General features: G+C 63.1%; 27 protein-coding genes. 10 read left to right on the top strand and 17 right to left on the bottom strand.

Translation table 11 applies throughout. The features are described from left to right. The first annotated feature begins 20 nt into the window (after positions 1–20). Together GBB18_RS01495 and GBB18_RS01490 are read left to right on the top strand one after the other, a co-directional pair. Positions 21–2,072: a fructose-specific PTS transporter subunit EIIC gene (locus GBB18_RS01495; protein WP_151640510.1), complete on the top strand. Its 2,052-nt coding sequence runs from the start codon at positions 21–23 to the stop codon at positions 2,070–2,072. A gap of 155 nt (positions 2,073–2,227) precedes the next feature. Then, the gene (locus tag GBB18_RS01490) at positions 2,228–2,494 is read left to right on the top strand and encodes an HPr family phosphocarrier protein (RefSeq protein ID WP_151528602.1); all 267 of its coding nucleotides are present in this window, start codon (positions 2,228–2,230) and stop codon (positions 2,492–2,494) included. A gap of 91 nt (positions 2,495–2,585) precedes the next feature. Here the strand turns inward: GBB18_RS01490 and GBB18_RS01485 are convergent, their stop codons facing one another. From GBB18_RS01485 to GBB18_RS01465, 5 genes are all read right to left on the bottom strand, one after another. Beyond that, the gene (locus GBB18_RS01485; protein WP_151640652.1) at positions 2,586–3,875 is read right to left on the bottom strand and encodes a uracil-xanthine permease family protein; all 1,290 of its coding nucleotides are present in this window, start codon (positions 3,873–3,875) and stop codon (positions 2,586–2,588) included. Between the two features lie 210 nt (positions 3,876–4,085). Further along, a complete protein-coding gene (hflX, locus tag GBB18_RS01480) occupies positions 4,086–5,624 on the bottom strand; it encodes a GTPase HflX (RefSeq protein WP_151548731.1) in 1,539 nt (512 codons plus the stop codon). Between the two features lie 114 nt (positions 5,625–5,738). After that, positions 5,739–6,077 carry a hypothetical protein gene (locus GBB18_RS01475; protein WP_151548732.1) on the bottom strand — a complete coding sequence of 113 codons (339 nt, stop codon included), beginning with the start codon at positions 6,075–6,077 and terminating at the stop codon, positions 5,739–5,741. A gap of 153 nt (positions 6,078–6,230) precedes the next feature. Beyond that, positions 6,231–8,111 carry a ferrous iron transport protein B gene (feoB, locus tag GBB18_RS01470; protein WP_192795867.1) on the bottom strand — a complete coding sequence of 627 codons (1,881 nt, stop codon included), beginning with the start codon at positions 8,109–8,111 and terminating at the stop codon, positions 6,231–6,233. Between the two features lie 222 nt (positions 8,112–8,333). Continuing rightward, complete coding sequence (locus tag GBB18_RS01465) at positions 8,334–8,567, bottom strand: FeoA family protein (protein ID WP_151548734.1); 234 nt, start codon at positions 8,565–8,567, stop codon at positions 8,334–8,336. A gap of 362 nt (positions 8,568–8,929) precedes the next feature. Here GBB18_RS01465 and GBB18_RS01460 point away from each other — a divergent pair, with 362 nt between their 5' ends. Beyond that, positions 8,930–9,688, top strand: coding sequence for a hypothetical protein (locus GBB18_RS01460; protein WP_151548735.1), 759 nt, complete (start codon positions 8,930–8,932; stop codon positions 9,686–9,688). A 106-nt stretch (positions 9,689–9,794) separates the two neighbouring features. After that, positions 9,795–10,307: a hypothetical protein gene (locus tag GBB18_RS01455; protein WP_151640508.1), complete on the top strand. Its 513-nt coding sequence runs from the start codon at positions 9,795–9,797 to the stop codon at positions 10,305–10,307. On the opposite strand, the gene miaA is transcribed toward GBB18_RS01455, so the two are convergent. Together miaA and GBB18_RS01445 are read right to left on the bottom strand one after the other, a co-directional pair. Continuing rightward, entirely contained in the window at positions 10,304–11,254 is a 951-nt protein-coding gene (miaA, locus tag GBB18_RS01450) for a tRNA (adenosine(37)-N6)-dimethylallyltransferase MiaA (RefSeq protein ID WP_151640507.1), read from the bottom strand. The genes GBB18_RS01455 and miaA overlap by 4 nt on opposite strands. After that, the gene (locus tag GBB18_RS01445) at positions 11,251–11,874 is read right to left on the bottom strand and encodes a hypothetical protein (protein WP_151640506.1); all 624 of its coding nucleotides are present in this window, start codon (positions 11,872–11,874) and stop codon (positions 11,251–11,253) included. Before GBB18_RS01445 ends, miaA begins: the two co-directional genes overlap by 4 nt. 172 nt (positions 11,875–12,046) lie before the next feature. Between GBB18_RS01445 and GBB18_RS01440 the strand changes: the two genes are divergently transcribed. Then, positions 12,047–13,411 carry a DUF349 domain-containing protein gene (locus GBB18_RS01440; protein ID WP_151640505.1) on the top strand — a complete coding sequence of 455 codons (1,365 nt, stop codon included), beginning with the start codon at positions 12,047–12,049 and terminating at the stop codon, positions 13,409–13,411. Positions 13,412–13,543: 132 nt separating this feature from the next. Beyond that, positions 13,544–14,791 (top strand): hypothetical protein, encoded by a 1,248-nt coding sequence (locus GBB18_RS01435; RefSeq protein ID WP_151640504.1) that lies wholly within the window; start codon positions 13,544–13,546, stop codon positions 14,789–14,791. Here the strand turns inward: GBB18_RS01435 and GBB18_RS01430 are convergent. The 5 genes from GBB18_RS01430 to GBB18_RS01410 form a co-directional block, all read right to left on the bottom strand. After that, on the bottom strand, positions 14,788–15,477 hold the full coding sequence (locus GBB18_RS01430; protein ID WP_151548740.1) for a hypothetical protein: 690 nt from the start codon (positions 15,475–15,477) through the stop codon (positions 14,788–14,790). The genes GBB18_RS01435 and GBB18_RS01430 overlap by 4 nt on opposite strands. A 140-nt stretch (positions 15,478–15,617) precedes the next feature. Then, entirely contained in the window at positions 15,618–17,105 is a 1,488-nt protein-coding gene (miaB, locus tag GBB18_RS01425; RefSeq protein ID WP_225990207.1) for a tRNA (N6-isopentenyl adenosine(37)-C2)-methylthiotransferase MiaB, read from the bottom strand. A gap of 237 nt (positions 17,106–17,342) precedes the next feature. Beyond that, positions 17,343–17,954 carry a regulatory protein RecX gene (locus tag GBB18_RS01420; RefSeq protein WP_151640502.1) on the bottom strand — a complete coding sequence of 204 codons (612 nt, stop codon included), beginning with the start codon at positions 17,952–17,954 and terminating at the stop codon, positions 17,343–17,345. After that, positions 17,954–19,087 (bottom strand): recombinase RecA, encoded by a 1,134-nt coding sequence (gene recA, locus GBB18_RS01415; RefSeq protein ID WP_151528588.1) that lies wholly within the window; start codon positions 19,085–19,087, stop codon positions 17,954–17,956. Before recA ends, GBB18_RS01420 begins: the two co-directional genes overlap by 1 nt. 326 nt (positions 19,088–19,413) lie before the next feature. After that, the gene (locus tag GBB18_RS01410; protein WP_151548744.1) at positions 19,414–19,623 is read right to left on the bottom strand and encodes a DUF3046 domain-containing protein; all 210 of its coding nucleotides are present in this window, start codon (positions 19,621–19,623) and stop codon (positions 19,414–19,416) included. Positions 19,624–19,888: 265 nt separating this feature from the next. Here GBB18_RS01410 and GBB18_RS01405 point away from each other — a divergent pair, with 265 nt between their 5' ends. Genes GBB18_RS01405 through GBB18_RS01395 form a run of 3 tightly spaced genes read left to right on the top strand, consistent with a single transcriptional unit; the run spans position 19,889 to position 21,794 of the window. After that, entirely contained in the window at positions 19,889–20,491 is a 603-nt protein-coding gene (locus GBB18_RS01405; RefSeq protein WP_151640501.1) for a biotin transporter BioY, read from the top strand. Next, positions 20,492–21,178, top strand: a complete 687-nt coding sequence (locus GBB18_RS01400) for an energy-coupling factor ABC transporter ATP-binding protein (RefSeq protein WP_151548746.1) — start codon at positions 20,492–20,494, stop codon at positions 21,176–21,178. Positions 21,179–21,182: 4 nt separating this feature from the next. After that, the gene (locus GBB18_RS01395; RefSeq protein WP_151548747.1) at positions 21,183–21,794 is read left to right on the top strand and encodes an energy-coupling factor transporter transmembrane protein EcfT; all 612 of its coding nucleotides are present in this window, start codon (positions 21,183–21,185) and stop codon (positions 21,792–21,794) included. 145 nt (positions 21,795–21,939) lie between these two features. Here the strand turns inward: GBB18_RS01395 and GBB18_RS01390 are convergent, their stop codons facing one another. The 4 genes from GBB18_RS01390 to pgsA all read right to left on the bottom strand — a co-directional run bounded on the left by GBB18_RS01390 (position 21,940) and on the right by pgsA (position 24,543). Beyond that, positions 21,940–22,773: a PspA/IM30 family protein gene (locus tag GBB18_RS01390; RefSeq protein ID WP_151548748.1), complete on the bottom strand. Its 834-nt coding sequence runs from the start codon at positions 22,771–22,773 to the stop codon at positions 21,940–21,942. 181 nt (positions 22,774–22,954) lie between these two features. Continuing rightward, a complete protein-coding gene (locus tag GBB18_RS01385; protein WP_151640500.1) occupies positions 22,955–23,314 on the bottom strand; it encodes a helix-turn-helix domain-containing protein in 360 nt (119 codons plus the stop codon). 97 nt (positions 23,315–23,411) lie between these two features. Further along, positions 23,412–23,912 carry a CinA family protein gene (locus GBB18_RS01380; protein ID WP_151548750.1) on the bottom strand — a complete coding sequence of 167 codons (501 nt, stop codon included), beginning with the start codon at positions 23,910–23,912 and terminating at the stop codon, positions 23,412–23,414. 4 nt (positions 23,913–23,916) lie between these two features. Then, entirely contained in the window at positions 23,917–24,543 is a 627-nt protein-coding gene (gene pgsA, locus GBB18_RS01375) for a CDP-diacylglycerol--glycerol-3-phosphate 3-phosphatidyltransferase (RefSeq protein ID WP_151640499.1), read from the bottom strand. Between pgsA and GBB18_RS01370 the strand changes: the two genes are divergently transcribed. After that, positions 24,542–24,835 (top strand): YciI family protein, encoded by a 294-nt coding sequence (locus tag GBB18_RS01370; RefSeq protein WP_151528579.1) that lies wholly within the window; start codon positions 24,542–24,544, stop codon positions 24,833–24,835. The two genes, pgsA and GBB18_RS01370, sit on opposite strands and share 2 nt — an antisense overlap. Positions 24,836–24,855: 20 nt before the next feature. On the opposite strand, the gene GBB18_RS01365 is transcribed toward GBB18_RS01370, so the two are convergent. Next, positions 24,856–25,938, bottom strand: coding sequence for a TerC family protein (locus tag GBB18_RS01365; RefSeq protein ID WP_151640498.1), 1,083 nt, complete (start codon positions 25,936–25,938; stop codon positions 24,856–24,858). Between the last annotated feature and the right edge of the window lie 136 nt (positions 25,939–26,074).

Raw genomic sequence — 26,074 nt, 5'->3', positions numbered from 1 at the left:
GAGCGAGGACACACCGCTTCATGACAGACTCCATCATCGCCGCGTCCGTGGTCTCTGTGGACGTCGACTTGGGGGCTCGGCCCGCAGAGGTCATCTCCGCATTGGCCACGCGCATTGCCGATGCCGGGCGAGCACGTTCCGCCGCGGCGCTGGCTGACGCTGCCCTCACCCGCGAGGACTCCGCCGGCACCGGTGTCGCCGGCCGCGTCGCTATCCCCCACTGCCGCAGCGCCGCCGTCACCGCGCCCACCGTGGCCTTCGCGCGGCTGAGCCGTCCCGTGGATTTCTCCGGCCCCGATGGCGACGCCGATCTCATCTTCCTCATCGCCGCACCAGAAGATGGCGGCGCGGAGCACATGCGCATCCTCTCGCGTTTGGCGCGGGCGTTGGTGCAGCAGGAGTTCCGCACCGCGCTTCGCGACGCCACCTCCCCCGAGGAGGTGGTGCGTGCGGTCACTGGTGCTCTCGCCGCCACGCAGGGCCGCCCACGCAGCGCCACCGCATCCCCGCAGCCGCGAGTCCGCCGGATCGTGGCGGTGACCGCCTGCCCCACCGGGATCGCGCATACCTACATGGCCGCCGATGCTCTCAAAGTCGCCGCTGCAGAACGTGCGGATGTGGACCTGCAAGTAGAGGCCCAGGGATCCTCCTCGCTCGAGCCACTCGATCCGGCGGTGATCGCCGCCGCCGATGCCGTGATCTTTGCCAGCGATGTGGGCATACACGACAGCCAGCTCTTTGCCTCCACCCCCGTGGTCGAATCCGGGGTGAAGCGAGCCATCAACGAACCCGCCGCGATGCTGGAAGAGGCGCTTGCTGCGGCGGACAACCCCGCGGCACCCACCGAGGCTGAATCCGTTCCCGCCGCCACCCCCGAGCGCAGTGCTGGGCAGGCGGGCTGGCTCACCCGCATGCAGCAGGCGGTGATGACTGGGGTGTCCTATATGATCCCCTTCGTTGCCGCCGGCGGTTTGCTGCTGGCTCTCGGCTATCTGGTGGGCGGGGTGGAGACCTCCAGCTACTGGCAGGGCATCCTCGCCCAGTACTCGCTTAGTACTCTGCCGCCGACGGAGTTTATGAGCCAGACTGGTGCTGCCGTCTCCTTCGACCGGCCCGCGCTCGCGGTGTATATCGGCGCCGTGCTTATCGCCACCGGTCAGGCCGCGATGAGCTTCATCGTGGCCGCGCTCTCCGGCTATATCGCCTATGCGCTCGCCGATCGCCCCGGTATCGCCCCTGGTTTTGTCGGCGGCGCGATCTCCGTGGCGGTCGGGGCCGGCTTCATCGGTGGGCTCGTTACCGGCCTTATCGCCGGCGCGGTGAGCGCCTGGATCACCAGCTGGCGGGTACCGCAGGTGCTGCGCTCGCTCATGCCGGTGGTGATCATTCCCTTGCTGAGCACCCTCAGCGTGGGGCTTGTGATGTTCTTGCTTTTAGCACGTCCCCTCGAGGCGGTCATGACGGGGCTCAGCGAGGGCTTGGCGGGCATGTCCGAATCCTACGCGGTGCTGCTCGGCATTGTGCTCGGAGTGATGATGTGCGTCGATCTCGGCGGCTCGGTGAACAAAGCGGCGTATCTCTTCGCCACCGCGGGGCTGTCCACCGGCGATGAGGCCTCGCTGCACATCATGGCTGCGGTGATGGCGGCCGGCATGGTTCCGCCTCTCGCGCTCTCGCTCGCCACCTGGCTGCGGGCCTCAGCGTTTAGCACGGCCGAGGTAGATAACGGCAAGTCGGCGTGGGTGCTGGGATTGAGCTTCGTCTCCGAAGGGGCGATCCCCTTTGCCGCCGCCGATCCGCTGCGCGTGATCCCCTCGATGATGGCTGGCGGTGCGGTCACTGGGGCGCTATCCATGGGCCTGGGCGTGGCATCCCACGCCCCACATGGCGGCATCTTCGTACTTTTCGCCATCACGCCGATCACCGGCTTTCTCGTCTCTCTGCTCGCCGGAGTAACAGTGAGCGCGGTGTGCGTGATCGCTACTAAGACTCTGATCAGGTCTCGCTCGGCGCCGCTCGGCGCCGCCGGCGCGGACTCTGGTCACGAGAGAAATGCCACAGCGCAGGTTTAAGCTGCGGCATCTCTGCTAAAACATCCCACCTCGGGTGTTACGCAAGCTGCTTTTATCCACGGATGTGACTATCCTTGGGTGAGAACTATTAAGGCCCCTTGCTTCTACAGTGGGGCTAGCGTAGACACCCTTTTATAGAAAGGACATTATCCATTATGGCTTCTAAGACCGTGACTGTCGGCTCCGCTGTCGGCCTCCACGCCCGCCCCGCCACCATCATCGCCGAGGCTGCCGGTGAGTTCGATGAGGACATCTTCCTCAACCTCGTTGGTGACGACGACGAGGACACCGACGCCGCCTCCTCCCTGATGATCATGGCCCTCGGCGCCGAGAAGGGCGACGAGGTTGTTGTCACCTCCGACAACGCCGAGGCTGTGGAGAAGATTGCTGCCCTGATCGAGAAGGATCTCGACGCCGAGTAATCCTTCGCTCACGCAGATACATCTACTGCCGCCCACCACATGGTGGGCGGCAGTTGTGTATGACACCGCTCTGGACAATCCTCGACGGGGTCTAGGCGGGGCGCTCGGCCGGGACGTAGCGCCCCTCACCGAGGCTGCGGTAGAGCTTCATCATCACGGGATAGAACACGATGATCCCGGCAGAGCCCCAGGCGATGCCCTCCAGCGAGATCGAGCCAATAGACAAGGTGAGATTGCCGATACCGGCGACCAGCGCAACCGCCGCAGCCATGAGATTGACGGGGTTATTAAAATTGACGCGGTTGTCCTGCCAGATCCGCACCCCCAGCATGCCAATTAGGCCATAGAGCACCAAGGTGGCCCCACCCAAGACGCCGACGGGAATGGTGAAAATCAGCGCCCCGAACTTCGGGATGAAGGCGAGTGCCACCGCAGTAAAGGCAGCGACCCAATAGGCGGCGGTGGAATAAACCTTGGTGGCGGCCATGACACCGATATTCTCCGCATAGGTGGTGGTGCCGGAGCCGCCAAAACCACCCGCGAGCATGGTGGCCATACCATCGGCCATGAGCGCATCGCCTGCCAGATCATCCATATCCCGGCCCGTCATTTCGGACACGGCTTTGACGTGGCCCACATTCTCCGCGATCAGCACAATGACCACCGGCAGGGTCACGAGAATCGCGCTGAGCTCGAAGTGCGGGCTATGGAATGTAGGCAGCCCCACCCACGGGGCGGCGTCGATAGTGTCCACGGCGCCCTCGGGCAGGTTGCCGGTACGCGCGGCGAAGATCCATCCCACGAGCACACCAATGAGGATGCCGAGGCGGGCGACCATACCGCGCCCGGCCACGGTGGCACCGAGAATCACCAGCAGCGTCACCGTGGCCACGAGCGGCTGGGTTTGGAAGTTTCCGGCCGCCGTGGGGGCAAGATTCAGCCCGATCAGCGCCACAATGGCGCCGGTCACTGCCGGCGGCATCACCGCATCAATCACCTGTTTGCCGGCGGCCTTAACGATCACACCCACCAGCACCAGGGTGAGACCGGCGATGAGCACACCACCGATTTGGGTGCCGATACCCGATCCTTGGGTAGCGCTCAGCGGCGCGATGAACGCAAAAGAACTGCCCAAATAGGAGGGCAGCCGGTTGCGGGTGACGAGCAAGAAGAGCATCGTGCCCAGACCCGAAAACAACAAAGTGGTGTTCACGGGGAAGCCGGTGAGGGTGGGCACCAGCAGCGTCGCACCAAACATGGCGATCACATGCTGCATGCCGATGCCGATGGTGCGCAACCAGCTCAGTCGCTCCTCGGGGGCCACCACCGCGCCGGGCAGGATCCTTTTGCCATCGCCATGCACCGCCCAGCCGAGGCCCATCGGCCCCGTTCCGCCGCGGCCGGCGCTATCGCTCGAGCGGGAGGAGGTGTCTTGAGATTTCGCGGGATTATTCACAAACCTCCACTCTATAACGCGCAGGATGCGCAGCAGAGAGTGCCTCAGCCTAGACGGGGCGCCACCGCTCGAGGGCCCCTCCTCGGCGATGGCGCTAGCGGATCCAGCGAGAGGGCGTCGATAAGCGCTTCTGCCCTAGTGCGTGTGCACCACGTAGCGGGCGAGCTCCGCGGCCAGCTGCCGGGGCAAACGCACATCCATGGTGGTGCCCTCCTCGCCATACTCCTCGCCCAAGACGGTGGCCTGATCGTGCAGGCGCGCCACCACATCACCATCGGTGAAGGGAATGAGCATCTCCACGTGCGCGTCGAGGCTGTTGAGGAATAGCTCGATGCGGGCCTGTAGCTCCGCGATGCCCTCGCCCGTGTGCGCGGAGACGAACACGCAATCATCCAACACGGCCTTGGCCTCGGCGAGCACCAGCGGATCTGCCTGGTCGATCTTGTTCACCACAATGATCTCCGGCGGGGCCTGGGTGTCTTGCTCGCGCACAATATCGGTGATCACCTCGTTGACGGCCTCGATCTGCTTCAGCGGGAAGGGATCAGAGCCATCGACCACGTGCAGCAGCAGATCGGCCTCGAGAATCTCCTCCAACGTAGAGCGAAACGCCTCCACTAGGTGGGTAGGCAGGTGCCGGACGAAACCGACCGTATCGGTGAAGATCACACTGCGACCATCGGCGAGCTCGGCGCGCCGGGTGGTGGGATCCAGGGTGGCGAAGAGCGCATCCTCCACCAGCACACCGGCGCCGGTGAGGGCATTGATCAAGGAGGACTTGCCGGCATTGGTATAGCCGGCAATCGCGATTTGCGGGGTGGTCGAGCGCTGGCGGCGGGCGCGCTTGATATCGCGGGAGGTCTTCATCCCCGCGATCTCCTTGCGCAGCTTGGCCATGTCCGAGCGCAGGCGGCGGCGGTCCGCCTCAATCTTGGTTTCACCGGGACCGCGCAGGCCGACGCCGCCATTCGACCCGGCGCGACCGCCGGCTTGGCGGGACAGCGCCCCACCCCAGCCGCGGACGCGGGTGATGAGGTATTCCATCTGGGCGAGCGCCACCTGCGCCTTACCCTCATTGGACTTCGCGTGCTGGGCGAAGATATCGAGAATGAGCATGGTGCGGTCGACGACCTTGACGTCTAGGGCCTTTTCGAGGGCGATCATCTGACCGGGGCTGAGCTCGCCATCGCAGACCACTGTGTCGGCGTCGGTGGCTTCCACGAGGTGGCGCAGCTCGGTGACCTTACCGGCACCGATATAGGTTCCTGGGTCCGGTTTGTCTCGCTTTTGGTAGAGCACCTCGACGACGTCGGAGCCGGCGGTTTCGGCCAAGGCTTGCAACTCGGCGAGGGTGGCCTCGATTTCGGCGCTGGTGCCCTCGGTCCATACGCCGACGAGGATGACGCGCTCGAGGCGGAGTTTGCGGTACTCCACGTCATAACCGTCATCGCGCTCGGTGCGGCGGATTTGGGTGTCGCGGGTGATGTGGCGGAAGCGGCCGCGCTCCTCGAGCTCAAGCTCACCGGTGGTGGGGGTCTCGGTGGCGGCAGCCGGGGTGGGGTTGGCAGAAATGAGCCCGGTGTGGTCCCGACCGGCGTCGCGTTCCTCCGGCACAACGGTGGGCCGGTGATCGCGGAATGCCTCAGTCATAAGTTCATCATGAGAATCTGTCATCGTATCCGCGATCCTACAGTAGTGCTCGTCTCACCTGCGACATTCCTTCTGGGGTGCGCCCTCCCGCGCCCGCGGTGGGGAGTGCGCCCTCCCCTGCCGCCGCTTATCGACGTCTTAGCCACGCGGTGGCCGCGGGCTGAGGGTGAGGGTGACGATCCCTCCTTTGCTGTCGCTGTGGGTGGGGACCTCGCAGGAGCCGTGGTCGCTACAGCTCGCGCAGGAGCGGGAGGTGGAGCAGGCGGATACTTGTAGTTTTCGGGTGAGCAGGTTCATGCGTTCGAGCTGGTCGAGCCCAGCGCGGATAACCGAGGCGTTCAAGCCGGTGGCCGCGGAAATGCTACCGATGGTGCTGGCACCCTGCAGGATGGCAGTACGGATGGCGCTGAGCGGGCGTACCGGCGCAGAGGAATCAGCGCTGGCTTCGGCGGGAGTCGACGACGATGGTGCAGTCATGACAATGTCGCTGTCTTTGATAGGAGAGGATAAGGACTGGCCAGGCGAAATATCGCGGGGCCGAGATAGGGCCGCGCCGCTTGCCTCGCAGCCAATGGTGCTGGCCACGAGGTGTGCGTCGATACGCAGCGTGCGGGCGCGGCGGCGGTGGGTTTAGAGGATGAGTTTGAGTACCTGGAAGACGGCCACGGCCAACACCCACGCGGTCAGTAGCTGGAAGCCGATGCCCACCACGGTCCACTTCAGGCCGATTTCTCTGCGCTGCGCGGCAAGCGTGGCCACGCAGGGGGTATAGGCGAGAATAAAGATCATAAACGCCCACACCGCGGCGAGGGTATGGCCGCCGGAGGTCTCCTCGAAGTCGCCGCGGACGGCCTTCGCCAGCGGCGAGGAGGCCTGTTCCGTCGGGCTTTCATCGGTGACGTCGTCGAGCGCATAGGTTTGCGCCCATGAGGCGATCACGGCCTCCTTGGCCACGAAACCGGTAATCAGCGTGCCAGTGATGGACCAGGAGCCGAAACCGGCCGGCTCGAATATAGGCGCGATCGTCTCGGAGACCTGGCCATAGACGCTTTCGCGGGGGCTGAGGTTCTCATCGGCGAAGGAGTACTCGTCGGTGACGGGGATGGATTGCAGTAGGAACACAACGGTGACGATGGCGACGATGATCGTACCGGCTGTGTGCAAGAAGCCGCGCAGCCGCACCCAGGCGGAGGCCAGGGTCAGCCGCAGCCGAGGCACCTGGTAGTCGGGCAGATCGATCACCAGCGGATCCGAGGGCATATTGCGCCATAGGGTGCCACGCATCAATAAACCGGTGCACACAATCAACGCGATCGAGATGAGGTACATGGCAAATACCGCCGTCCCCGCGTGCTGCGGGAAGAAGGTGGCCGCGAGCATCACATACACCGTCAGGCGCGCCGAGCACGAAGTGAAGGGAATAAGAAGCGCGGTGAGCAGCCGCTGGCGCGGATTGGGCAGCACGCGCGTCGCCGAGATCGCCGGTACATTGCAGCCGTATCCCACAATCAATGGAATAAAGGCGGTGCCGGGTAGGCCGATGGTACGCATGACGCGATCAGTCACCACGGCTGCACGGGCCATGTAGCCGGAGTCTTCCAAAATGGCCAAGCAAATAAACATCAACGCCATCAGCGGGACAAAGGTAAGCACCATGCCCACGCCGGCAATGATACCGTCGACCAGCAAGCCTTCGATGACTCCTCCGCCAAGCCCCACTGCGCCGAGTAGCGCTCGGGCACCAGAGCTCACAGGCCCGTTGAAGAGATTGTCGAGCGCGTCTTGCAGTGGCACCGCCACGGTGGTAGTGATCTGGAATACCAGCCACATCACCCCGAGGAACACCACGAGCCCCGCCCAGCGATTCAGCGTCACGGCATCGATCTTCTCCGACACACTAGGTCCGAGCTCGCCCTCGTTGTTCACCGCAGCCTGGACGGCCGCGTCGATATAGGCGAAGCGTTCATCGGCGGCCTCGAACTCATCCGCGGGTGCTTGTCGACGCTGTGTCTTCGCCGTGTTGAGCTCTAATTCCACAGCTTGAGGCACGGCGTCGACATTCTTCATGTGCCGTGGATCCACATCGATCACCGGCATGCCCAGTGCCGCGGACAGGGCGCGGGCATCCACCGGCACCCCCTTGGCGGCGGCCATATCATTTTTACTCAGGGCCACCACCACGCGTAGGGGTTGCTCGGCCAACTGGGAGATCATGTATAAACTGCGAGCCAAGTTGGAGGCATCCACCACAGCGATCACGCAGTCGGGCTTATCCTCATCGGGACCGTCGATAAGCACATCGGCGGTGAGTTGTTCATCGGGGCTGACGGGATCCAAAGAATAGGCACCCGGAAAATCGATGAGATCATATTTATGCCCGTTGTGCTTCCACAGCACGCGCGAGGTTTCCACGGTGGTACCCGGCCAGTTACCGGTGCGGGCCTTGGTGCCAGTGAGGGCATTGAGCAGGGTGGATTTGCCGGCGTTGGGGGATCCAACGAGAGCCACCACAGGGGTTCCTTCGGGGGCGGCTACGCCGTGAGTGGAGCTGTGACAAGACGGTGATGAAGCCACAGGCTGGCCTCTTTTCTTAAAGTTAGGGGTGAACGACACACTCCGTCGGGAAGATAAGCTCTGGCGGAGCGCAGGATGGTGCGGCCCGGCTCCGTGTGCAGCCACGCAGCGAGACGCATGCACGGGACAGTACGCATTCCTTAGCTAAGGCTGGGCGTATTAGACCTGCAGACGCATTGCTCGCGCGGTATGGGCATCAAGCGCATAGCGAGCGGAACCGACGCGGACAACAACGCCGCCGCCGGCTGTGTGGTGAGTGATCTCAATCGAGCAGCCTTCACGGAATCCGAGCTGCGAAAAACGGCGGTAACACTCGGGGCTGACACTATCGGAGTCAATGCCATCGAGGCGGCCGCGCTGACCTTTCTCCATCTCGGCGAGAATTGCAATCATAGATAACCTCTTATCCGTTTCAAAGGGTGAACTATTTAATCCTAACGCCACACGCCAAGCCAAGGCTATGCTGGCCAAGTATGAGAATGTTCTCAGTGAGTAATGCCTCACCTACCCAGCATTAATGGATCACAGTCGATGCGGGACATAACGGTCCTCACACCCCTTCCCGCACTGCCCCGCTGCCGCCCGCGGACCCGTGGGTGCCCCCGCCTCGCCACTCGCTTCTACCCCACCCTCTGAGAGGGAAAACGCAGGTCATACTGAGCTGTGGTTATTACCACAGAAATCCACGGATTATCTAGGGAAAATACCGTGGGCTGTATTTTTATCTCGTTGTGTCCTTGCCTACCATGAGTCTCATGACCAGTGACCTTAAAAGTATCGGCATGGACTTCCCCGAGTGGCAGGACGCAGTAGAGGCTGCTATCTCCTCCAACCAGCTCGCCGTCACCGGCGAGGTCGGCGATGGCCAGCTTGTGCAGTTCACCGACGCCTCCGGCGCCCAGATCAACATTCTGGCCGCCGAGCCCTTCTCTACCTATGCGGGTTTCCTCTCCCCGCTCGTGGCGCGCGGTCATGTCACCATGGTCAACGATGTACTCGGCCAGATCGAGGTGCTCGATGATCAAGACGAGCCCATCACCACCCTCACCGCCAATATCGCCCAGGGGCCGCTGCTCGTCGAGGACGGCCAGCAGCGTTTCCAAGAGCTATCCATTACCGCTCTGGGGATTTCTTTGGCCGGTTTCAGCGATCCCGATAGCTATATCGCCTCCAGCTCTGGGCTGAAGCTCGGTACGGTCCTCTCCCACGGCGCCGAGGTGATCGCCGCCGGGGATGGCTCGACCCCGCCCGACTCGGCCGCCCAGATCGCCTTCCAGGTCTCTCACTCGGAGTACCGCACCAATGCCTTGACCGGCCAGCGCTTCATCTATGTGCGCGTCTCCTCTCCCTTCCCCATGGATCTGTGCCTGCCCGCCGACTCCGATCTGCCCACACCCGGCTCGGTGATCGCCGGGCGCGTGTCCCTGACCGCATCCATCCTCGCCCCCAGTGGCGGCGGCTGCGGCTCCGGCGGCGGCTGCGGTTGTGGCTCGGGAGGCTGCGGCAGCCACTAACCGGCTGGGCGGAGGCAGGGGAACAATTCGCCAGCACGACTCGTTGCCCCCATGTCCCCCATAATCGAGTGAGCTACTCGCCGCCGCGAGAACAGAAAGGAGCGCAGTGCGAAACCATTGGCCGTCCCTCGACTGGACCCACTACATACTGCTGGTGTGTTGTGTCGCCCTCATCGTCTTCCTGCGCTTCGAAGGCATCATTTTGGTGCTGCTCGTCTCCGGCGTGGTGTGGTATACCCTGCGCAATCGCCCCGATAGCAAGGATACCGCCGCCGTGGTCTCTTCCATCCGCTATTCCGCGGAGGATATTCAAGACACCATCAGCGAATACGAGCGCTTTCTCACCGGCACGGACACCGATTCCATTGCCGATCGCACCTTGCAGCGCCCGGCGCTGGCCGATCCCGATTGCACGGACCCAGACATTGAAGAGTTCCACCACGAGTACTCCACGGCCAAGCGCTTCCTTAATCGCCTGAACTCCAAGCTGGAAACCCACGATACGATCCCGCAACTGGAGTCTTTGCTGGCGATCACCGATCGTCGTGCCGCCGCGCTCGAGGAGCGCTATCAAAGCGCTCGGCGCGCCGCGCTCCGCTTGGGCCACGACTACAGCTAGTTCTTCGCCACCACTGGGTCTTCGCCGTCGCTATAGCCCCACCGGCGCAGCTGCGCTCGCGCCTGCTCGAGCGGGTTGTCCGCAGCGTCAATCCAGGTGATGCGCGGATCGCGTTTAAACCAAGAGCGCTGGCGCCGCACATAACGCCGGGTGGCGCGCACCGTGTCCTCATATGCCTGCTCGGCGCTGATCTCTCCACGCAGATGCGCCAATACCTGGGCGTAGCCGATCGCTCGCCCGGCCGTCGAGCCAGCAGTGAGCCCGCGCTCGCGGAGGCTGCGGACCTCCTCGATGAAGCCCTGGTCAAACATCTCGCGGGTGCGCTGCTCGATTCGCGGGCCCAGCCAGTCCATGTCTACCGCGAGTCCCAAAAGATGCGTGCCCCACCGCGGTGGGTTGTCCTTCGGCGGCTGGGACGCGGCATAGGGCTTGCCGGTCAGCTCGATGACTTCAAGGGCGCGTACATTGCGCCGGGGGTCATTCTCCTCGATGATCTCCGCTGCCGCGGGATCCACGGCACGCAGCCGCTCATGCATACCGGCGGGGCCGATCTCTTCTTGCAGCGCCATATAGCGGGCCCGCACCTGTGGGTCGGTGGGCGGAAACTCCCACTGGTCCACCACCGATTGCACATACATCATGGAGCCACCCACCAGGACCGGAACTGTTCCGGAACTGCGGAGACTCTCCACTACCCCGCGCGCGGTCTTGCCGTATTCGGCCACCGAGGCGGTGTGGGTGACATCCCAAATATCGAGCAGGTGATGGGTGATACCGCCCCGCTCTGCTGGGCTGAGCTTGGCGGTTCCGATATCCATTCCGCGATAGAGCTGCATGGAATCGATATTGACTACCTCGCCACCGAGCTGCTGCGCTAGGGCGATACCGAGACTCGACTTGCCAGAAGCGGTGGGGCCGACAATAGCGAGAGGGGTGCACTGGCTCATGCGGCCATCTCCCACTCCGCCACGAAGCGGCCTACCCCGCCGGTGGTGTCTTCTGCGAGGAGCTGCTGCGCTGTGGCCTGCTCGCGGAGCTCCCACAACTCCATCCAGGGCGCTGGGTCAAGCACCCCAGCCCGAGAGAGATCGGAGTAATGCCACTGCTCGGGGCTATCGCCGCGAAGCAGCTCACGCACAAAGCTCTGGGCATCCTCGGCCTCAGGGTGGAAGCCGCCGGGGGCTCGCTCAGTCAATGTCACGGGGCCATCGACGAGCACAATCACCAGCTCGACGCGGACAAGCGCCTCGATCTTTTCGGCACAGGCGGTGATCTTCTTTTCTTGCTCACCCAGCAGGAGCCGGGCGATGATCTCGCCTAGGAGGTGTCCGTCTTGGGCGCGCGGCAGCTCCACCCCGGGTGCCCAGGCGCTGAGCGAACCGAGGAGCTCGGTGCGGCATTCTGGGGCGGCGGAGCGCATCACAGCGATACTGTCGACAGCGGCGGCGCGCGTGCTCAGGATGCTGCGGGCCGCCTGGCGCAGGCGCGCTGATCCCTCATCATGGGGAGAGACACCCTCGATCAATGCTGGGGAGGAGGGGATGACCACGATGTGCCGCACAGACAACTCCAGACCTTGACTGATTTTTCCTCGGAAATTTAGCTTAAACCATCGGTGCTGCCACCTAGGGTTCTCCCCTACGTGCCCCCAGCAGAGGTGCTAGGGTTTTTGTCAGTTCGTGTTTATTGGCAGCCGTGCCGCGCGGCAGCGTTACAGACTTATAAGGATTCCTCACGCCATGACTACTCCCCCGAGCCCCACACCAGGTCCGCGTCCGGGCCCCCGCCCCGGCGTCACCCCCGGAGCCATGCCGGGAGCCACGCCCGCGCCGCGTCCCAGCGCGGTAGCACGGCCGGCGGCCCCGCATGCTGTGCATATCCCGAAGTCGGATCCGTCCCGCTTCGGCCGCATCGACGAGGACGGCACCGTCGTGCTCATCACCAAGGCCGGTGAGCGCGTGATCGGCTCGTGGCAGGCCGGCTCCCCCGAGGCCGGTTTGGCCCACTACGCACAACGCTTCGCTGATCTTGCCACCGAGGTCGAGCTGCTCGAGGCCCGCCTCAAGGCGCACCCCGATGATGCCGCCAATATTCGCACCTCGGCGGCCGCGCTCCGAGAGTCCCTGCCCGAGGCCACCGTGATCGGCGATGTGGACAATCTCGATGATCGCCTCGCGGAGATCATGAACGAGTCCGTGGAGGCCGGAGAGGAAGCCAAGCAGCGCAAGGCCGAGCGCCGCGCCCAGGCCATCGCCCGCAAGGAGGAGCTCGCTGCCGAGGCCGAGAGTATCGCCGCGGACTCCACCGAGTGGAAGGCCGCCGGGGACCGCCTGCGCGCCATCTTGGATGAGTGGAAAACCATCCGCGGTATCGATCGCGCCACTGATGATGCGCTGTGGAAGCGCTACTCCAAGGCCCGCGATTCCTTCAACCGCCGCCGCGGCTCGCACTTCGCGGAACTCGACCGCAACCGCGCCGCCGCCCGCCGCACCAAAGAGGCGCTGGTGGCCAAGGCCGAAGAACTTAAGGACTCGACTGACTGGAACGCCACCGCTGGGGAGTTCCGCGAGCTGATGAAGCAGTGGAAGGCCGCCGGCCGCGCCCCGCGCGAGGTGGATAATGCCTTGTGGGCCTCTTTTAAGGCCGCCCAGGATCACTTCTTCCAAGCCCGCAATGCCCTCAACGAGCAGCGGGACAAAGAGTTCCAAGCCAATGCCGAGGCCAAGGATGAGCTGATCGCGGAATACACCCCGCTGATCACCCCGGAAAAGGACCTCGAGGCCGCCCGCACGAAGCTGCACGAGCTGCAGGAGAAGTGGGAGGCTATCGGCTATGTGCCGCGGGCGAAGATCCGCGAGTACGACTCCAAGATCAAGCAGCTCGAGGACAAGGTTGCACGCGCTGCGGACGAGCAGTGGCGTCGCACCGACCCCGAGGTGCAGGCCCGCGCCCAGCAGTTCCTCGACCGCGTGGATGAGTTCAACCACCAGGCCGCCGAGGCCGAGAAGGCCGGCAAGACCAAGGACGCCGAGAAATACCGCGCCCAGGCCGCCCAATGGCAGGAATGGGCCGACGCCGCCACTCAGGCGGTGGACAACCTCTAAGCCCTTAAACGGCGCTTCTTCACCCCACCACCCACGAGACACCCCATTTAGCCGTCTCGTGGGTGGTGGTCTCTGTGGCGCGGGTGACCGCCGTGTAGCAGGTATAGGCCCACCGTTTAAGCTCGGTGGACGATGACTGTCTATCACTTCTCCCCCATCGCCGCCTTACCGCGTACTGACGCGATCAATACCAATCTCAAAACCCTCGCGCTCAGCGACGGGTTCCGAGCGCAGATGCTTGCCGGCACTGCGGATCGTTCCTTCTCCGTGGAGCGGCTGTGTTCCTGTCTCATCCCTGCTCCCGATGCGCGCAGCACCATCCTGCTGCTCAGCGCGGATCACGATCTGCAGCTCAGCCCCGCTCACGCGCTGGATAACAGCGTGGCTCTGCCCATAGCCGCGGCGGAGGCGGACGCAGCCACTGCCCACGCCGTGGATGAGGTGGTGGATTTTAGCTATGGCATCATCGTCTCACTGCCACTGCTCGAGGACGGCTGCGCCGCCACCGTCGAGCTCATCGCCGATGTCGAGGAACTCGTCCTGCTCGGCGAAGAGATGAGCGAGCAGCAACGCCAGCGCTACTACTACGCACTCGAGCTGGCGCGGCTCTTCGCCGCGCGTGCCGAACGCACTCTGCTCACCACTTGGCTCGAACAACCCACCGTGGATACCGGCGATAATCAGGTTCCCGCTGAGCTCCCCTATACGCAGCTCCTGCAGGACGCCGGGTTCTCCCCGGTGCTGCACACCGTCCAAGGCTATGTGCCGCTGCCGGTCGCCGCCCCCACAGTGGCGAGCTGGGAGCGGCTGCACACCGCGGTGGCTCAGTCCGGCATCGCTCAGGATGGCAAGGCACAGGACGGCACGGACGCGCAGGTGCGCTTCGAGTACTTCTGCGATGAACTACCCAGCCCTATGCGACAGCAGATCACTGAGCTTTATGCGCTGGCGGATAGCGATGCGCCGCGGCGCGACTTCGTGGGCGAAAACGAGCGCTGGGACCGTGGCCGCTTGGATGCCATCACCCGCCTCGCCCAGGAGAATGGCACCCGCACTCACTTCGGCCTGCTCCTGAGCGGCCAAGGCGAGGCGAGCACCGTACTGGCCTTAAGCGTGATTGCCCAGGCCACCGGCTCCCGCGAGGATGTGGCCGAGCAGAACGTCACCGTCACGGCACGCTCGGTCCGCGGATGTGGGGCGGGGCTGCTGGTGAAGCAGGAACTCCTGCGGGCACTGCATGCGAAAGACCCGCGGCTAGCGCGGGTCTATACCTCGGTGGAGGTGTCCAATAAGCCGATGCTGGCGGTGAATACGGCGCTGGGTTTCCACCCGATTAGTCGGGCCACGGCCTATCAGCGTCATCGCCCGCTGAGCGCTTAGTCCTCAGCGTCGGTGGCGTCGGTGCTGCGGGGGCGGTGGCGCTCCGAGGCCTTCTTGCGGCGATCATCGACGAATAGCGGGCTGTCCTCATAGCGAGAGAAGCGCCGCCCCACGCTTGCCTCACGTTGAGCGTCGGCCACGGGATCATCCGAGCCGGCTTCGCGGCGGGCATCTTCAATATCGAGCTGTTCCTCGCTGCGGCGGAAGATCAATCCCGTCATGATCAGCAAGAATGCAATGGCCACGATTCCGCTTAAAGCGGCACCAAACTCGGTGCCCGAGGAGCCCTCGGCGCGCAGACGAGTCTGCCCCATCCAAATCATGAACATCGCCGCAGTGCCCGTGATGCCGGCGAATACCCAGTTGATGTAGGTCAGCAGCATGCTTCGCGACGCCACCACCACGAGATTCACCACCACCATCGACACGAGCCCCAGAATCACAAAGAGGCGTTCGAGCGGGGTGGCACCAAATTCGAGGGCCTTATCGTTCATCACCAGAATGTCGAAGCCATTGGCTTTGCCGGTGAAGGGAAGGATCAAGGTGATGAGAAACAGCACGAAAACGGCGATCAGGCTGATCCACGTGGAGCCCATGTCCACCTTTTTCGCTGCCTGCTTCTCGAGGCCGGCGAGATCATCGGCCGAGAGTAGCTTCTTCTCGGCGGGGGTGTTCGCTTTATCCACTAGGGGTTCATCTCCACTGTGTAGTCGATTCCATCCACGTGCGCGACCACGTGGTGTGGCCTGCAGATACTAGAACGGAGGGCGCAGCGGGTTGCGGGTGCGCACTCCCCACATATTGTAGGCCAGAGTCGCCTCAAGCCCTAGGAAGAGGGGCGGATACCCGGCAGGCCAAGGCCCACCCCCACTGGTTCGGTCGTGGGCCGCTTCCCCGCCTCGGACATATCCCCCGCCTTGGTGCGGCGGTGGCTCAGCACACCACCATCGGCGAGGAGGAAGTGCGGGGCGGAGTCCGTGACGGTCACCGTCACCACATCGCCTGGGCGGATCTGCTCTGCCATATCCTCGCCCCGGGCGTCGATGGGGTTGAAGTGCACCAGGCGGCCATCGCGGGCTCGGCCCGAGACGCGCTTGGTAGCGCTGTTCTTCCTGCCACCGCCGGCCTGCACCAGCAGCTCAACCTCGCGGCCATGGAAGGTGGCGTTTTCCTCTTCGCTAATGCGCTCCTGTACTGCCAGCAGCCGCTCATAGCGGTCTTGGACAATCTCCTTGGGGATCTGATTGGCCATCTCTGCGGCAGGTGTGCCCGGGCGTGGCGAGTACTGGAAGGTATAGGCGCTGGAGAAGCGGGACTTCTCTACCACGTCGAGGGTGGCTTGGAAGTCTTCCTCGGTTTCGCCGGGAAAGCCGACAATGATGTCGGTGGTAATGGCGGCGTGCGGGATCTTCTCCCGTACCTCATCGAGAATGCGCAGGAACTTGCTGGTGCGGTAGCTGCGGCGCATCTTCTTCAGCACCTCATCGGAGCCGGACTGCAGCGGCATGTGCAGCTGCGGGCACACCGTGGGGGTCTCAGCCATGGCGTCGATGACATCGCTGGTGAACTCCGCCGGGTGGGGGCTGGTAAAACGCAGCCGTTCCAGTCCCTCGATCTCACCGCAGGCGCGCAGCAGCGTGGAAAAGGCGCTGCGATCGCGCTCGAGATCGGGGTCGACGAAGTTCACACCATAGGCATTGACGTTTTGCCCCAGCAGGGTCACTTCGGACACACCCTGATCCACCAAGGCCTGCACCTCGGACAGGATATCGCCGGGGCGCCGGTCCTGTTCTTTGCCGCGGAGGCTGGGAACGATGCAGAAGGTACAGGTGTTATTACAGCCCACCGACACGCTTACCCAGCCGGCATAGGCGGATTCGCGCTTCGCCGGCAAGACCGAGGGGAATTGTTCGAGAGCGTCGACGATCTCGACCTCGGCCTGGCGATTGTGGCGGGAGCGCTCCAGCAGCGTGGGCAGCGAGCCAATATTGTGGGTGCCAAACACCACATCCACCCACGGCGCTTTGGACACCACGGTGTCCTTGTCCTTTTGCGCCAAGCAGCCGCCCACGGCGATCTGCATGCCCGGGTGCTTATCTTTCACCGACCGCAGATTGCCGAGGGTGCCATAAAGGCGCTGGTCGGCGTTATCGCGTACGGCACACGTATTAAACACCACGAGATCCGGGGTGGCGCCTTCTTCCGCCGGCACATATCCGGAGTCTTCGAGCAGACCGGAGAGACGCTCCGAGTCGTGCACGTTCATCTGGCAGCCGAAGGTGCGGACCTCATAGCTGCGGGCGGAGTCGGACACAAGGCTGGTTTTTACACTGTGCTGATTCTGGGGGTGAGACACGGGTAGTCATTCTAACGATCTGGGTCGAGCCAACATAATGCAGCAATCGAGGGCCGATGGCGTGAAAAGACAAACGTCTCCAGCAGCAGCCCCAGCTCTGGCGAGTGAAGACGCTTGCACGCAAGTGCCGCAATAGGTGCGACGGGAGGCGTTCTCTCCCGCCCACGGCGTGACCTGCGCCCACGACACGAAACCTTAATCGTCGAGTTCTGCGATCCTCGCGTCGAGGGCGGCGATGGCAATACCCATGCTCATGTGCTGGGTGAAGCCTCGGCGAGCGAGGGCGCCGACGATGCGGCGTAAGTACTTATTTCTTTCTGCGAAGTCGGCAGGCGGCCGCGCAATGGAACGGGCTTTCTTTTCCGCCACGGCCTCGGCCACGCTGCGTTCGTCGCTATCGGCGACCTGCTGCAGCGCCTCGGCGCGGGTATCGGCGCCGATTCCCTTATCTCGGAGTTCGCGGTCCAGTACTGCGCGGCTTTTGCCCTTGCGATGGCGCTGCCGCACCCATTCCGAAGCGAAGAGGGCATCGTCGATGAGGCGTTGGGAGATGAGATCGTCGATGACCGCGTCCACGACCTCGGGTGGGTAGTCATAGCCGAGCAGCCGTGTCCGCATCTCGTGTTCCGAGCGCATGCGGTGGTTGAGCAGAACGAGCGCCTTGGCGCGCACGGTCTGGCGCTCTTCTTCCGCGTGCTCGTCGAAGAGCCCAGGATTGCCCTCGCGCTCATAGCGCTCGAGGGCGTCGGCGAGCGCCCGCAGCTTGGCGTTCTTCTCTTCCCAGGACTCGGCGCTGTGCTGTGTCATTACTCCTCAGAGTCGTCTCCCAGATCGACATCATCAAAGTCCACATTGGGCACCATGTCCACCGGATCATCGGTGAGCGCGTCATCGTCCTCGAGATTGGCGTACTTGCCTACCTTCAGCTTGCGCAGGATCTTATCCTCGATCTCATTGGCCAGCTCTGGGGTGTCCTTCAAATGCAGGCGCACCTTTTCTCGGCCCTGACCGAGCTGATCGCCGTCGTAGGTAAACCACGAACCGGATTTCTTCACGATGCCATTTTCCACGGCGAGATCAATGATCGAGCCCTCACGGGAGATACCTTCGCCGTAGATGATGTCGAACTCGGCCACCTTGAATGGCGGCGACACCTTGTTCTTCACCACCTTCAGCTTGGTGCGGTTACCCACCGCATCTTGGCCATCCTTCAGGGTTTGGATGCGACGCACATCGCAGCGCACCGAGGAGTAGAACTTCAAGGCTTTACCACCGGTGGTGGTTTCCGGCGAACCGAACATCACGCCGATCTTCTCGCGCAGCTGGTTAATGAAGATCGCGGTGGTGCCCGCGCTGTAGAGGGCACCGGTGAGCTTGCGCAGCGCCTGGCTCATCAGTCGCGCTTGCAGGCCGACGTGGCTATCGCCCATATCGCCTTCGATCTCGGCCTTCGGGGTCAGCGCGGCCACCGAGTCCACCACAATGATGTCGATAGCCCCGGAACGCACCAGCATATCGGCGATCTCGAGGGCCTGTTCGCCGGTATCGGGCTGGGATACCAGCAGCTGATCGGTATCCACGCCCAGCTTGCGGGCATAGTCCGGATCAAGGGCGTGCTCGGCATCGATAAAGGCGGCGATACCGCCGGCGCGCTGCGCCTCGGCTACCGCGTGCAGCGCCACGGTGGTCTTACCGGAGGACTCCGGACCGTAGATTTCCACAATGCGCCCGCGCGGGAAGCCGCCAATACCCAGGGCGATATCAATAGCGGTATTGCCCGAAGAAATCGCGCTAATCGGCGGGCGATTCTCATCACCCAGGCGCATAATTGAGCCCTTGCCAAAGTCCTTCTCAATCAGCGCCATGGCCGATTCGAGGGCCTTGGCCTTATCATTCGACGCACCCTTGGGGGTCTTCGACTTGGTCTTGCGTGCTGCCATTGTTGTCTCGTCTCCTGCTATCGCTTGGTTGTTTTTCACCGATGCGCCACCAGCCCTAGCGGGCTGTGCGCATCGTGGTGGCTTTGTGCGCCCGTATATAGCCATCGCCGTATGGCGCCACGCTACCGGAGGACTCGAGCCACCAATATCTTCTATAGACGCTCAGGCTCCTGCAGCGGTTCCGCCACGCGAGTGCCCTCTGGCTGCGCGCTGGGCGGCGCGCTCGAGGATCACACTAGCGCCCGCGTGCGACACTATCGAACAGATTACGGGCACACATGTTCTAATGCAACTTTCGTTATTCCAGTACAGCCCTTCTTACCGCGCTAGTCATCCACACCCAAGTGCCGTTCGGCCGGTACATCAAAATCCGCACAGAGATGCCACCAGATATCCCGCAGATCAGTGCCCTGTCCCTCCATGAGCTCGGCGGCCGTCTGCCCCCAGCGGCTGAGCACATGGGAACGCACGATCCACTGACCGTACTGTTGCCCGAACTCGTCGGTCACGAGCTTCAGGAATTGTGTTTCGCGCATAGCGCCCATCGTAACCCGCTCGGCGTTCTCGCCTACAGCGCCCCATCCAGTCCCGAGCGGTGCCGAGCCACCGAAGGCGACGTCGATAAGCGTGAGGAAGTTCTCCGACCCCCATGTTCATAGGCGCTCTCAACGACTACAGTAAGACACACGTTTTGTTTCTTCTCAGGTGACACTAAGCCGCTGCCGCCTGCTGAGGGTGGTTGCGGCGTTCCGTGCCCGCTGAGATCCGCTCCCTATTGTGATTATTAAGGATTCCCCACTTATGGCCGACTCTCCCTCCCGCTCCACAGTGCGCGATATCTCCTATATCGCGGTTTTTACCGCATTGATCATCGTTTTCGCATTCGTCACTATTCCCGGTGCCGCCGGCGTGCCCATCGTGTTGCAGAACGCGATCGTGGTGCTCGCGGGCCTCGTGCTGGGTGGTCGTCGCGGTTTCTACACGGCGGGGCTGTTCCTTCTCATCGGCATGCTGGGGCTGCCGGTGCTGGCGGGCGGTCGTTCCACCCTGGCGGCGCTGGCGGGGCCGACGATCGGCTATCTCTTTGGCTATCTCTGCAGCGCGTTCATCGCCGGTGTCATCGCCTATAAGGCGCGGCCGCGCAACAAGAGCAACTTGGTGATGGCGGTGAGCTTCGGTGCCTTCGTGGGGCTGCTCGCCCAGTACCTGCTCGGCGCGATCGGTCTGTGGCTGCGCGGCGATATGGGCTTCGGTGAAGCCATCGTCATCCACGGCACCTTCCTGCCCTTGGATGCGCTGAAGTTCGCCGCCGCTGCCGCTATTGCCGTCGGCGTGCACTCCGCATTCCCCGACATCATGGCTGAGGAGAAGCGCCGCCGCGAGCCCTCCCACACCACGATCTAGATGCCGCGCATCGTCTTTTCCTCCGCCAGCATCAGCTTTGATGGCGATCGGGTGCTCGATCCGATCTCTGTGGAGCTTGAGGAGCAGCGCATCGGCATCATCGGCGCCAATGGCGGCGGCAAATCCAGCTTCATCCGGCTGATCAACGGCCTCGGCGAGCCCACCAGCGGCTCGGTGAGTGTCGATGGGCTGGAGGTGGCCAGACACGGCAAGAAGGTGCGTCGGAAAGTCGGTTTTGTCTTCACCGACGCGGAGAACCAGATCGTGATGCCCCGCGTGGAAGACGATATTCGCTTCTCCCTCAAACGCCTCAAGCTCAGCTCGACCGAGCGGGATGCCCGCGTCGAGGAGGTCATGGAGCGTTTCGGGCTGAGCGCCTATCGTGAGCACTCCCCGCATACGCTCTCTGGCGGGCAGAAGCAGCTTCTGGCCTTGGCTGCGGTGCTGGTGATGCAGCCGGAGGTGCTGATCGCCGATGAGCCCACCACCCTCTTGGATCTGCGCAATCGCGAGCAGCTGCGCCGCATTGTCGCCGAGCTGAGCCAGCAGGTCATCGTGGTCACCCACGATCTCGGCTTCATCCGGGACTTCGACCGCGTGCTGTGGATCGATAACCACACCATCCGCGAAGATGGCCCGCCGGCGGAGGTTATCGCCCACTACGAGCGCGCCATGATCGAGGGCTAAGCCCATGCGTTCGGTCCCGCTCAGCATCTACGTTCCCGGCCACACCCCCATGCATCGGCTGCCGGCGGCCGTGAAATTCTGCGGCCTCATCATCTTCGTGATCGCCGCCGCGGTGGTGGTCTCCTCCCCCACCCGCGCCGCTATCGTCCTCGCGCTGGTCGCCGCCGGCTATCTGCTTGCCCGTATCCCCGCGCACATCGCGTGGAGTCAATTATGGCCGACGCTGCCGCTCTTGCTCCTTCTCGGCGGCTTTCAGTGGTGGCAGAACACGCTTATCGACGCCATCACGCTGGTGCTCCTGCTCTTCGCCTCCATCGCTGCCGCGGTACTGCTCACCCTCACCACGACAATTGCCGAGATGATGCACTCGCTGGAGTCCATGCTCGCCCCCACCGCCCGCTGGGGTGTACCGGTAGAGACCATCAGCCTGGCCATCTCGTTAACCATCCGGTTGATCCCGCTGCAGCTCAACGCCGTGAACGAGGTACTGGATGCCAGGAAGGCACGCGGGGTTGATTTCTCCCTCACCGCCCTTGGCACCCCCGTAGTTATTCGTTCTATTCGCCGCGCCCGCGCCATCGCTGATGCCCTATGGGCGCGCGGGGTAGGCGATTAATCCTTCCGTAGACACACAAACGCTGGCCCACACACATTCCGGTGTGCGGGCCAGCGTTAATGCTTGGGGCAGTACTACCCCCTAAGCCGTGTGCGCGCCCTGTGTGCATCTCTCGATGCCGCGAGGGCGGATACGGGCCGAGGAGTTATTCGCCACGGATTTCTCGCATGCGCTGCTGAATGGCATCGTTGCTCACCGAGTTCGAGGAGGGGCGAGGCGACTCGATGGACTGCTGGGGAGAACCGGACTCGAGAGCATCCCCACGCATATCGGAGCGGATCTGCTCCAAGCGGGAATGGCCTGCCATCTGTACGCCGGCTGCCTCAACCTCGGCCATGCGGCCTTGGACGCTGTTTTCTGCCAGCTCGGCGCGGCCCAGTGCGTTGGAATAGCGCCGCTCGATCTTCTCGCGCACCTGATCCAGGTTCGGGGTGTTGCCACCAGCAGCCACGGAGTTCATGGACTCCAGGGACTCGGTGACCTTCTCCTGCATCTTGGCCTGCTCGAGCTGCGAGAGCAGCTTGGTGCGCTCGGCGACCTTCTGCTGCAACACCATGGAGTTGCGCTCCACGGCCTTCTTGGCTTGGGTGGCCTGCTGCAGAGCTTGATCGTGCAGCTTCTTGGTGTCCTCCACAGACTGCTCAGCAGTGACCAGCTGGGCGGCGAAAGCCTCGGCAGCGTTCTCGTACTCCGAGGCCTTGGCCTCATTGCCCTCGGCGCGGGCTTGATCGGCCAGCTTCAGCGCCTGGCGGGTATTACCTTGGAGCTTCTCGATCTCGGAGAGACGGCGGTTGAGCTGCATCTCCAACTGGCGCTGGTTGCCGATCACGTTGGCAGCCTGCTGCGAGAGCTCCTGGTGCTGACGCTGGGCTTCCTCAATGGCCTGCTGAATCTGAATCTTCGGATCCGCGTTCTCCTCGATTTTCGAGTCGAACAGCGCCATCAAGTACTTCCATGCCTTAGTAAAGGGATTAGCCATAACGCTTTCTCGTCAGCCTTTCTTGCCACAATGTGTATTCCTGCGCTGATTGTACGTCAGCAGGTATCGAACTGGCGCGCACGCACAGCACTACGCACCACAGCGTCCATCGGTGTCGCACCTAGCTCGTGCCGCCAAGCGTATCCAGCTCGGCGATCACTCTAGGCGCAGGGGGACGGTCTTACACTTTCGCCAAGTCCGCCTGCGCAGACTCCACTGCCATTGAGCCAGCGGCCTCGATGAGCACATCCGCGACACGGGTATCGAGTGCATAACAGACCGCGGCCAGTAGCTCGGAGGAGACCTCCTTGCGGCCTCGCTCCAATTCGGAGAGATAGCCTGGGGAAACACTGGAGGCCTCTGCGAGCTCGCGGAGGGTGATGCCCTTATCCGCGCGGAAGGACCGCAAGGCTGCCCCAAGAGCCTCGCGCAACAGCGGCTCCTCGGGACGCGAGGATGCCATGGCCTCCGCGCCTGCCGAGTCGGGGCGCACCCGATGGGCGCCGAGCGGCTGATCTAAAAGAGCTGTGTAAGTTGCCATCACTTCTTCTAACGTCTCGGGGACACCTTTTGTTCCCCGCGCCATCATCGGCGCGGCACGCGGTGGTGGTTGTGCACCCACTGTACTTGCTTCTCGTTCACCCCAGCGGCATAGCGTCGATATGCTCGCGGCCAAAGTCGATCGCCTCGGCCACCGCCTGCGCGCGAATCCCCTGCCGGCTACAGCGGCGGGGCGGCGACATCCGGCGCACCCGCACGGCGTGCTCGCCGCTGGCTACGGCCATCCATACTTCCCCGACGGGATGCCCATCCTGTCGCTCTGGGCCGGCCACGCCGGTGAGGGCGATTGCGATGTCGGCACCGCAGGCCCGGCGAGCTCCACGCGCCATCGCAGTGGCACATTCCGGGGATATAGGGCCGAATAGGTCCAGCAGCTGCGGATCCACCCCAGCGAGTTCGCTTTTTAGCTCCGTGGCATAGGTGACTAGACCACCGCGCAGAACCGCGGAGGCGCCGCTGATATTGGCGAGCGTGCCGGCGAGCATTCCGGCGCTCAAAGATTCACAGCAGGCCAGAGTCAATCCGCGCCTGCGCAGCGCGTCGAGCAGCGCTGCCGCGGCGGTATCGAGAGAGTCCACGCTCCTAATTGGCCTTGCGGCCGTCGATAATGTACTGCACACCTGTGACTACGGTCACCACCACAGCGGCCAGCATCACCACAAAACTGGGGATGTTCATCCACCCTGGCAGCGGCAGCAAATAGAGCCCCACGGCAATGGTTTGTAGCGCGGTCTTGAGCTTGCCGCCCTTGGAGGCCGGAACCACCCTTCCGCGCCGGAGCTGCACCATGCGCCAGAAGGTAATGCCCAGCTCACGCGCCACGATGACGATGGTGACCCACCACGGCAGCATGTCAATGAGGTTGAGGCACACCAAGGAGGTGATCATCAGCGCCTTATCGGCTATGGGATCAGCGATCTTGCCGAATTCAGTGATCAGCCCGCGTTTACGCGCGATGTCCCCATCGAGCTTGTCGGTGAACATTAACAGGGCGAACATGATGAACGCGGCCCATTGCCAGCCATTGTTCTGGCCTTGGCTCGTCAGCACCAGCCACGCGAAGGCGGGCACGAAAATAATGCGCAGCGATGTCAATACATTCGGCAGATTGAAATTCGAGGGTCGCTGCACGGAGTTAGCTGCTGGGGTGCTGTTGCTCGGGTCCTTCACGCCTTCAAGCCTACCTTGCGACCTATAATTTGAAACCATGAAGGTTTTCGCAGTGGAATACTCCTACTCCCCCAGCTCCGAAAAGATCGCCGAGATTCGGCCCGTACACCGCGAGTTTCTTGGCGATCTCAAGCAGCAGGGAAAGCTCATCGGCTCCGGCCCCTACACCGACGGCGAGGGTGGCGCGCTCATCCTCATCGCTCTCGAGGATGAGGCAGGTATCGACGATGCCCGCGCGCTCATGGACCGCGACCCCTTCTACACGGGCGGCGCACTGGAGTCCCGTTCCTTTAAAACCTGGAACCCCGTGCTCAACGTCTTCGATATCTAGCGTGAGGGCGTCTCGCCGCCCTAGTCCTGGGCGGCCTCCACGCGGGCACTGCGCTGCGTGGCATCGCCGGTGGCGCTGTCCTCGTGCTTACCCAAGAGCTTGTTCGTGGAGATAGCCACGGCCCCTTGGGCCTCATCGCGCTTGCCCTTGATCCAGGACGCCACAATGGTCAGCACCAACACGCCCACGATGAAGGCCAAGGACATCCAGGTGCCGATCTCGGGCACATGCACATCCTCGCCGCCATTGATGAAGGGCAGGTTGTTTTCGTGCAGGGCGTGCAGGATGAGCTTCACGGCGATGAACGCCAGAATGATGCCCAGGCCATAGGCCAGGTAAACGAGGCGATCGAGCAGCCCATCGAGCAGGAAGTACATTTGCCGCAGGCCCATCAAGGCCAAGGCATTGGCGGTGAAGACGATATAGGCCTCGTTGGTCAGCCCATAGATGGCGGGGATGGAATCGAAGGCGAACATCACGTCGATAAAGCCGATCGCCACCAGCGCCATCGCCATCGGGGTAAAGAAACGCTTACCGTTGACGCGGGCGGTCATCTTATCGCCGTTGTAGTCGTCCGTCATCGGAATGAACCGGCGGGTGAAGCGGATAATCGCCATGTCCGCAGGATCGGTCGGCGGTGCATCCTTCGCCTCTTCCCACACGGTTTTGATCGCCGTGTAGAGCAAGAAGATACCGAAGAGATAGAAGATATCCGACCAGGCATTAATGGCGGCCGCGCCCAAGAGAATGAATACGGTGCGGAAGACCAACGCCATGGCGATACCGAAGAGCAGCACCTTTTGTTGATACTTGCGGGGAACATTGAAGGTGCCGATGATCAGCGCGAACACGAAGAGGTTGTCCACGCTCAATGCTTTTTCGGTGACGTAGCCGGAGAGGAACTCCAGGCCGCGTTGGTGATCCCAAACCAGCCACACAAAACCGCCGAAGAGCATGGCGAGCACCACGTAGAAGGCGGTCCAAAAGCCGGCTTCTTTCAAGCTCGGCTCGTGCGGGGTTTTGACGTGGGTAAAGAAGTCGAATGCGATGAACGCAATGACAATCACGGCCGTGAGCACCCACACCCACAAAGGCACATGCATAGTGATTATCCTCCGGTGCGAAAAGTAGTTACGTACCGGAGGTCTCCCCCACCGCGTAGTGGGCTGGTGGGACCGGGGCTGCTGCACGCCATCGCGGTACAGCGGCGGCCGTGCTGACGATCACCACCATTTCAGG

The organism is Corynebacterium sp. 11A, assembly GCF_008930935.1.
GTDB lineage: Bacteria > Actinomycetota > Actinomycetes > Mycobacteriales > Mycobacteriaceae > Corynebacterium > Corynebacterium megadyptis.
The sequence above is the reverse complement of the archived record's forward strand: the minus strand, read 5'-3'. Positions and strand labels throughout refer to the sequence as shown.

Bases quoted from the DNA above. Each gene is read 5' to 3' on its own strand.
- GBB18_RS01495 (WP_151640510.1), top strand. From the start codon at position 21: ATGACAGACTCCATCATCGCCGCGTCCGTGGTCTCTGTGGACGTCGAC.
- GBB18_RS01490 (WP_151528602.1), top strand. From the start codon at position 2,228: ATGGCTTCTAAGACCGTGACTGTCGGCTCCGCTGTCGGCCTCCACGCC.
- GBB18_RS01485 (WP_151640652.1), bottom strand. From the start codon at position 3,875: ATGGGCCTCGGCTGGGCGGTGCATGGCGATGGCAAAAGGATCCTGCCC.
- hflX (WP_151548731.1), bottom strand. From the start codon at position 5,624: ATGACAGATTCTCATGATGAACTTATGACTGAGGCATTCCGCGATCAC.
- GBB18_RS01475 (WP_151548732.1), bottom strand. From the start codon at position 6,077: ATGACTGCACCATCGTCGTCGACTCCCGCCGAAGCCAGCGCTGATTCC.
- GBB18_RS01465 (WP_151548734.1), bottom strand. From the start codon at position 8,567: ATGATTGCAATTCTCGCCGAGATGGAGAAAGGTCAGCGCGGCCGCCTC.
- GBB18_RS01460 (WP_151548735.1), top strand. From the start codon at position 8,930: ATGACCAGTGACCTTAAAAGTATCGGCATGGACTTCCCCGAGTGGCAG.
- miaA (WP_151640507.1), bottom strand. From the start codon at position 11,254: ATGAGCCAGTGCACCCCTCTCGCTATTGTCGGCCCCACCGCTTCTGGC.
- GBB18_RS01440 (WP_151640505.1), top strand. From the start codon at position 12,047: ATGACTACTCCCCCGAGCCCCACACCAGGTCCGCGTCCGGGCCCCCGC.
- GBB18_RS01435 (WP_151640504.1), top strand. From the start codon at position 13,544: ATGACTGTCTATCACTTCTCCCCCATCGCCGCCTTACCGCGTACTGAC.
- GBB18_RS01420 (WP_151640502.1), bottom strand. From the start codon at position 17,954: ATGACACAGCACAGCGCCGAGTCCTGGGAAGAGAAGAACGCCAAGCTG.
- recA (WP_151528588.1), bottom strand. From the start codon at position 19,087: ATGGCAGCACGCAAGACCAAGTCGAAGACCCCCAAGGGTGCGTCGAAT.
- GBB18_RS01410 (WP_151548744.1), bottom strand. From the start codon at position 19,623: ATGCGCGAAACACAATTCCTGAAGCTCGTGACCGACGAGTTCGGGCAA.
- GBB18_RS01405 (WP_151640501.1), top strand. From the start codon at position 19,889: ATGGCCGACTCTCCCTCCCGCTCCACAGTGCGCGATATCTCCTATATC.
- GBB18_RS01400 (WP_151548746.1), top strand. From the start codon at position 20,492: ATGCCGCGCATCGTCTTTTCCTCCGCCAGCATCAGCTTTGATGGCGAT.
- GBB18_RS01395 (WP_151548747.1), top strand. From the start codon at position 21,183: ATGCGTTCGGTCCCGCTCAGCATCTACGTTCCCGGCCACACCCCCATG.
- GBB18_RS01390 (WP_151548748.1), bottom strand. From the start codon at position 22,773: ATGGCTAATCCCTTTACTAAGGCATGGAAGTACTTGATGGCGCTGTTC.
- GBB18_RS01385 (WP_151640500.1), bottom strand. From the start codon at position 23,314: ATGGCAACTTACACAGCTCTTTTAGATCAGCCGCTCGGCGCCCATCGG.
- GBB18_RS01370 (WP_151528579.1), top strand. From the start codon at position 24,542: ATGAAGGTTTTCGCAGTGGAATACTCCTACTCCCCCAGCTCCGAAAAG.
- pgsA (WP_151640499.1), bottom strand. From the start codon at position 24,543: ATGGTTTCAAATTATAGGTCGCAAGGTAGGCTTGAAGGCGTGAAGGAC.
- GBB18_RS01365 (WP_151640498.1), bottom strand. From the start codon at position 25,938: ATGCATGTGCCTTTGTGGGTGTGGGTGCTCACGGCCGTGATTGTCATT.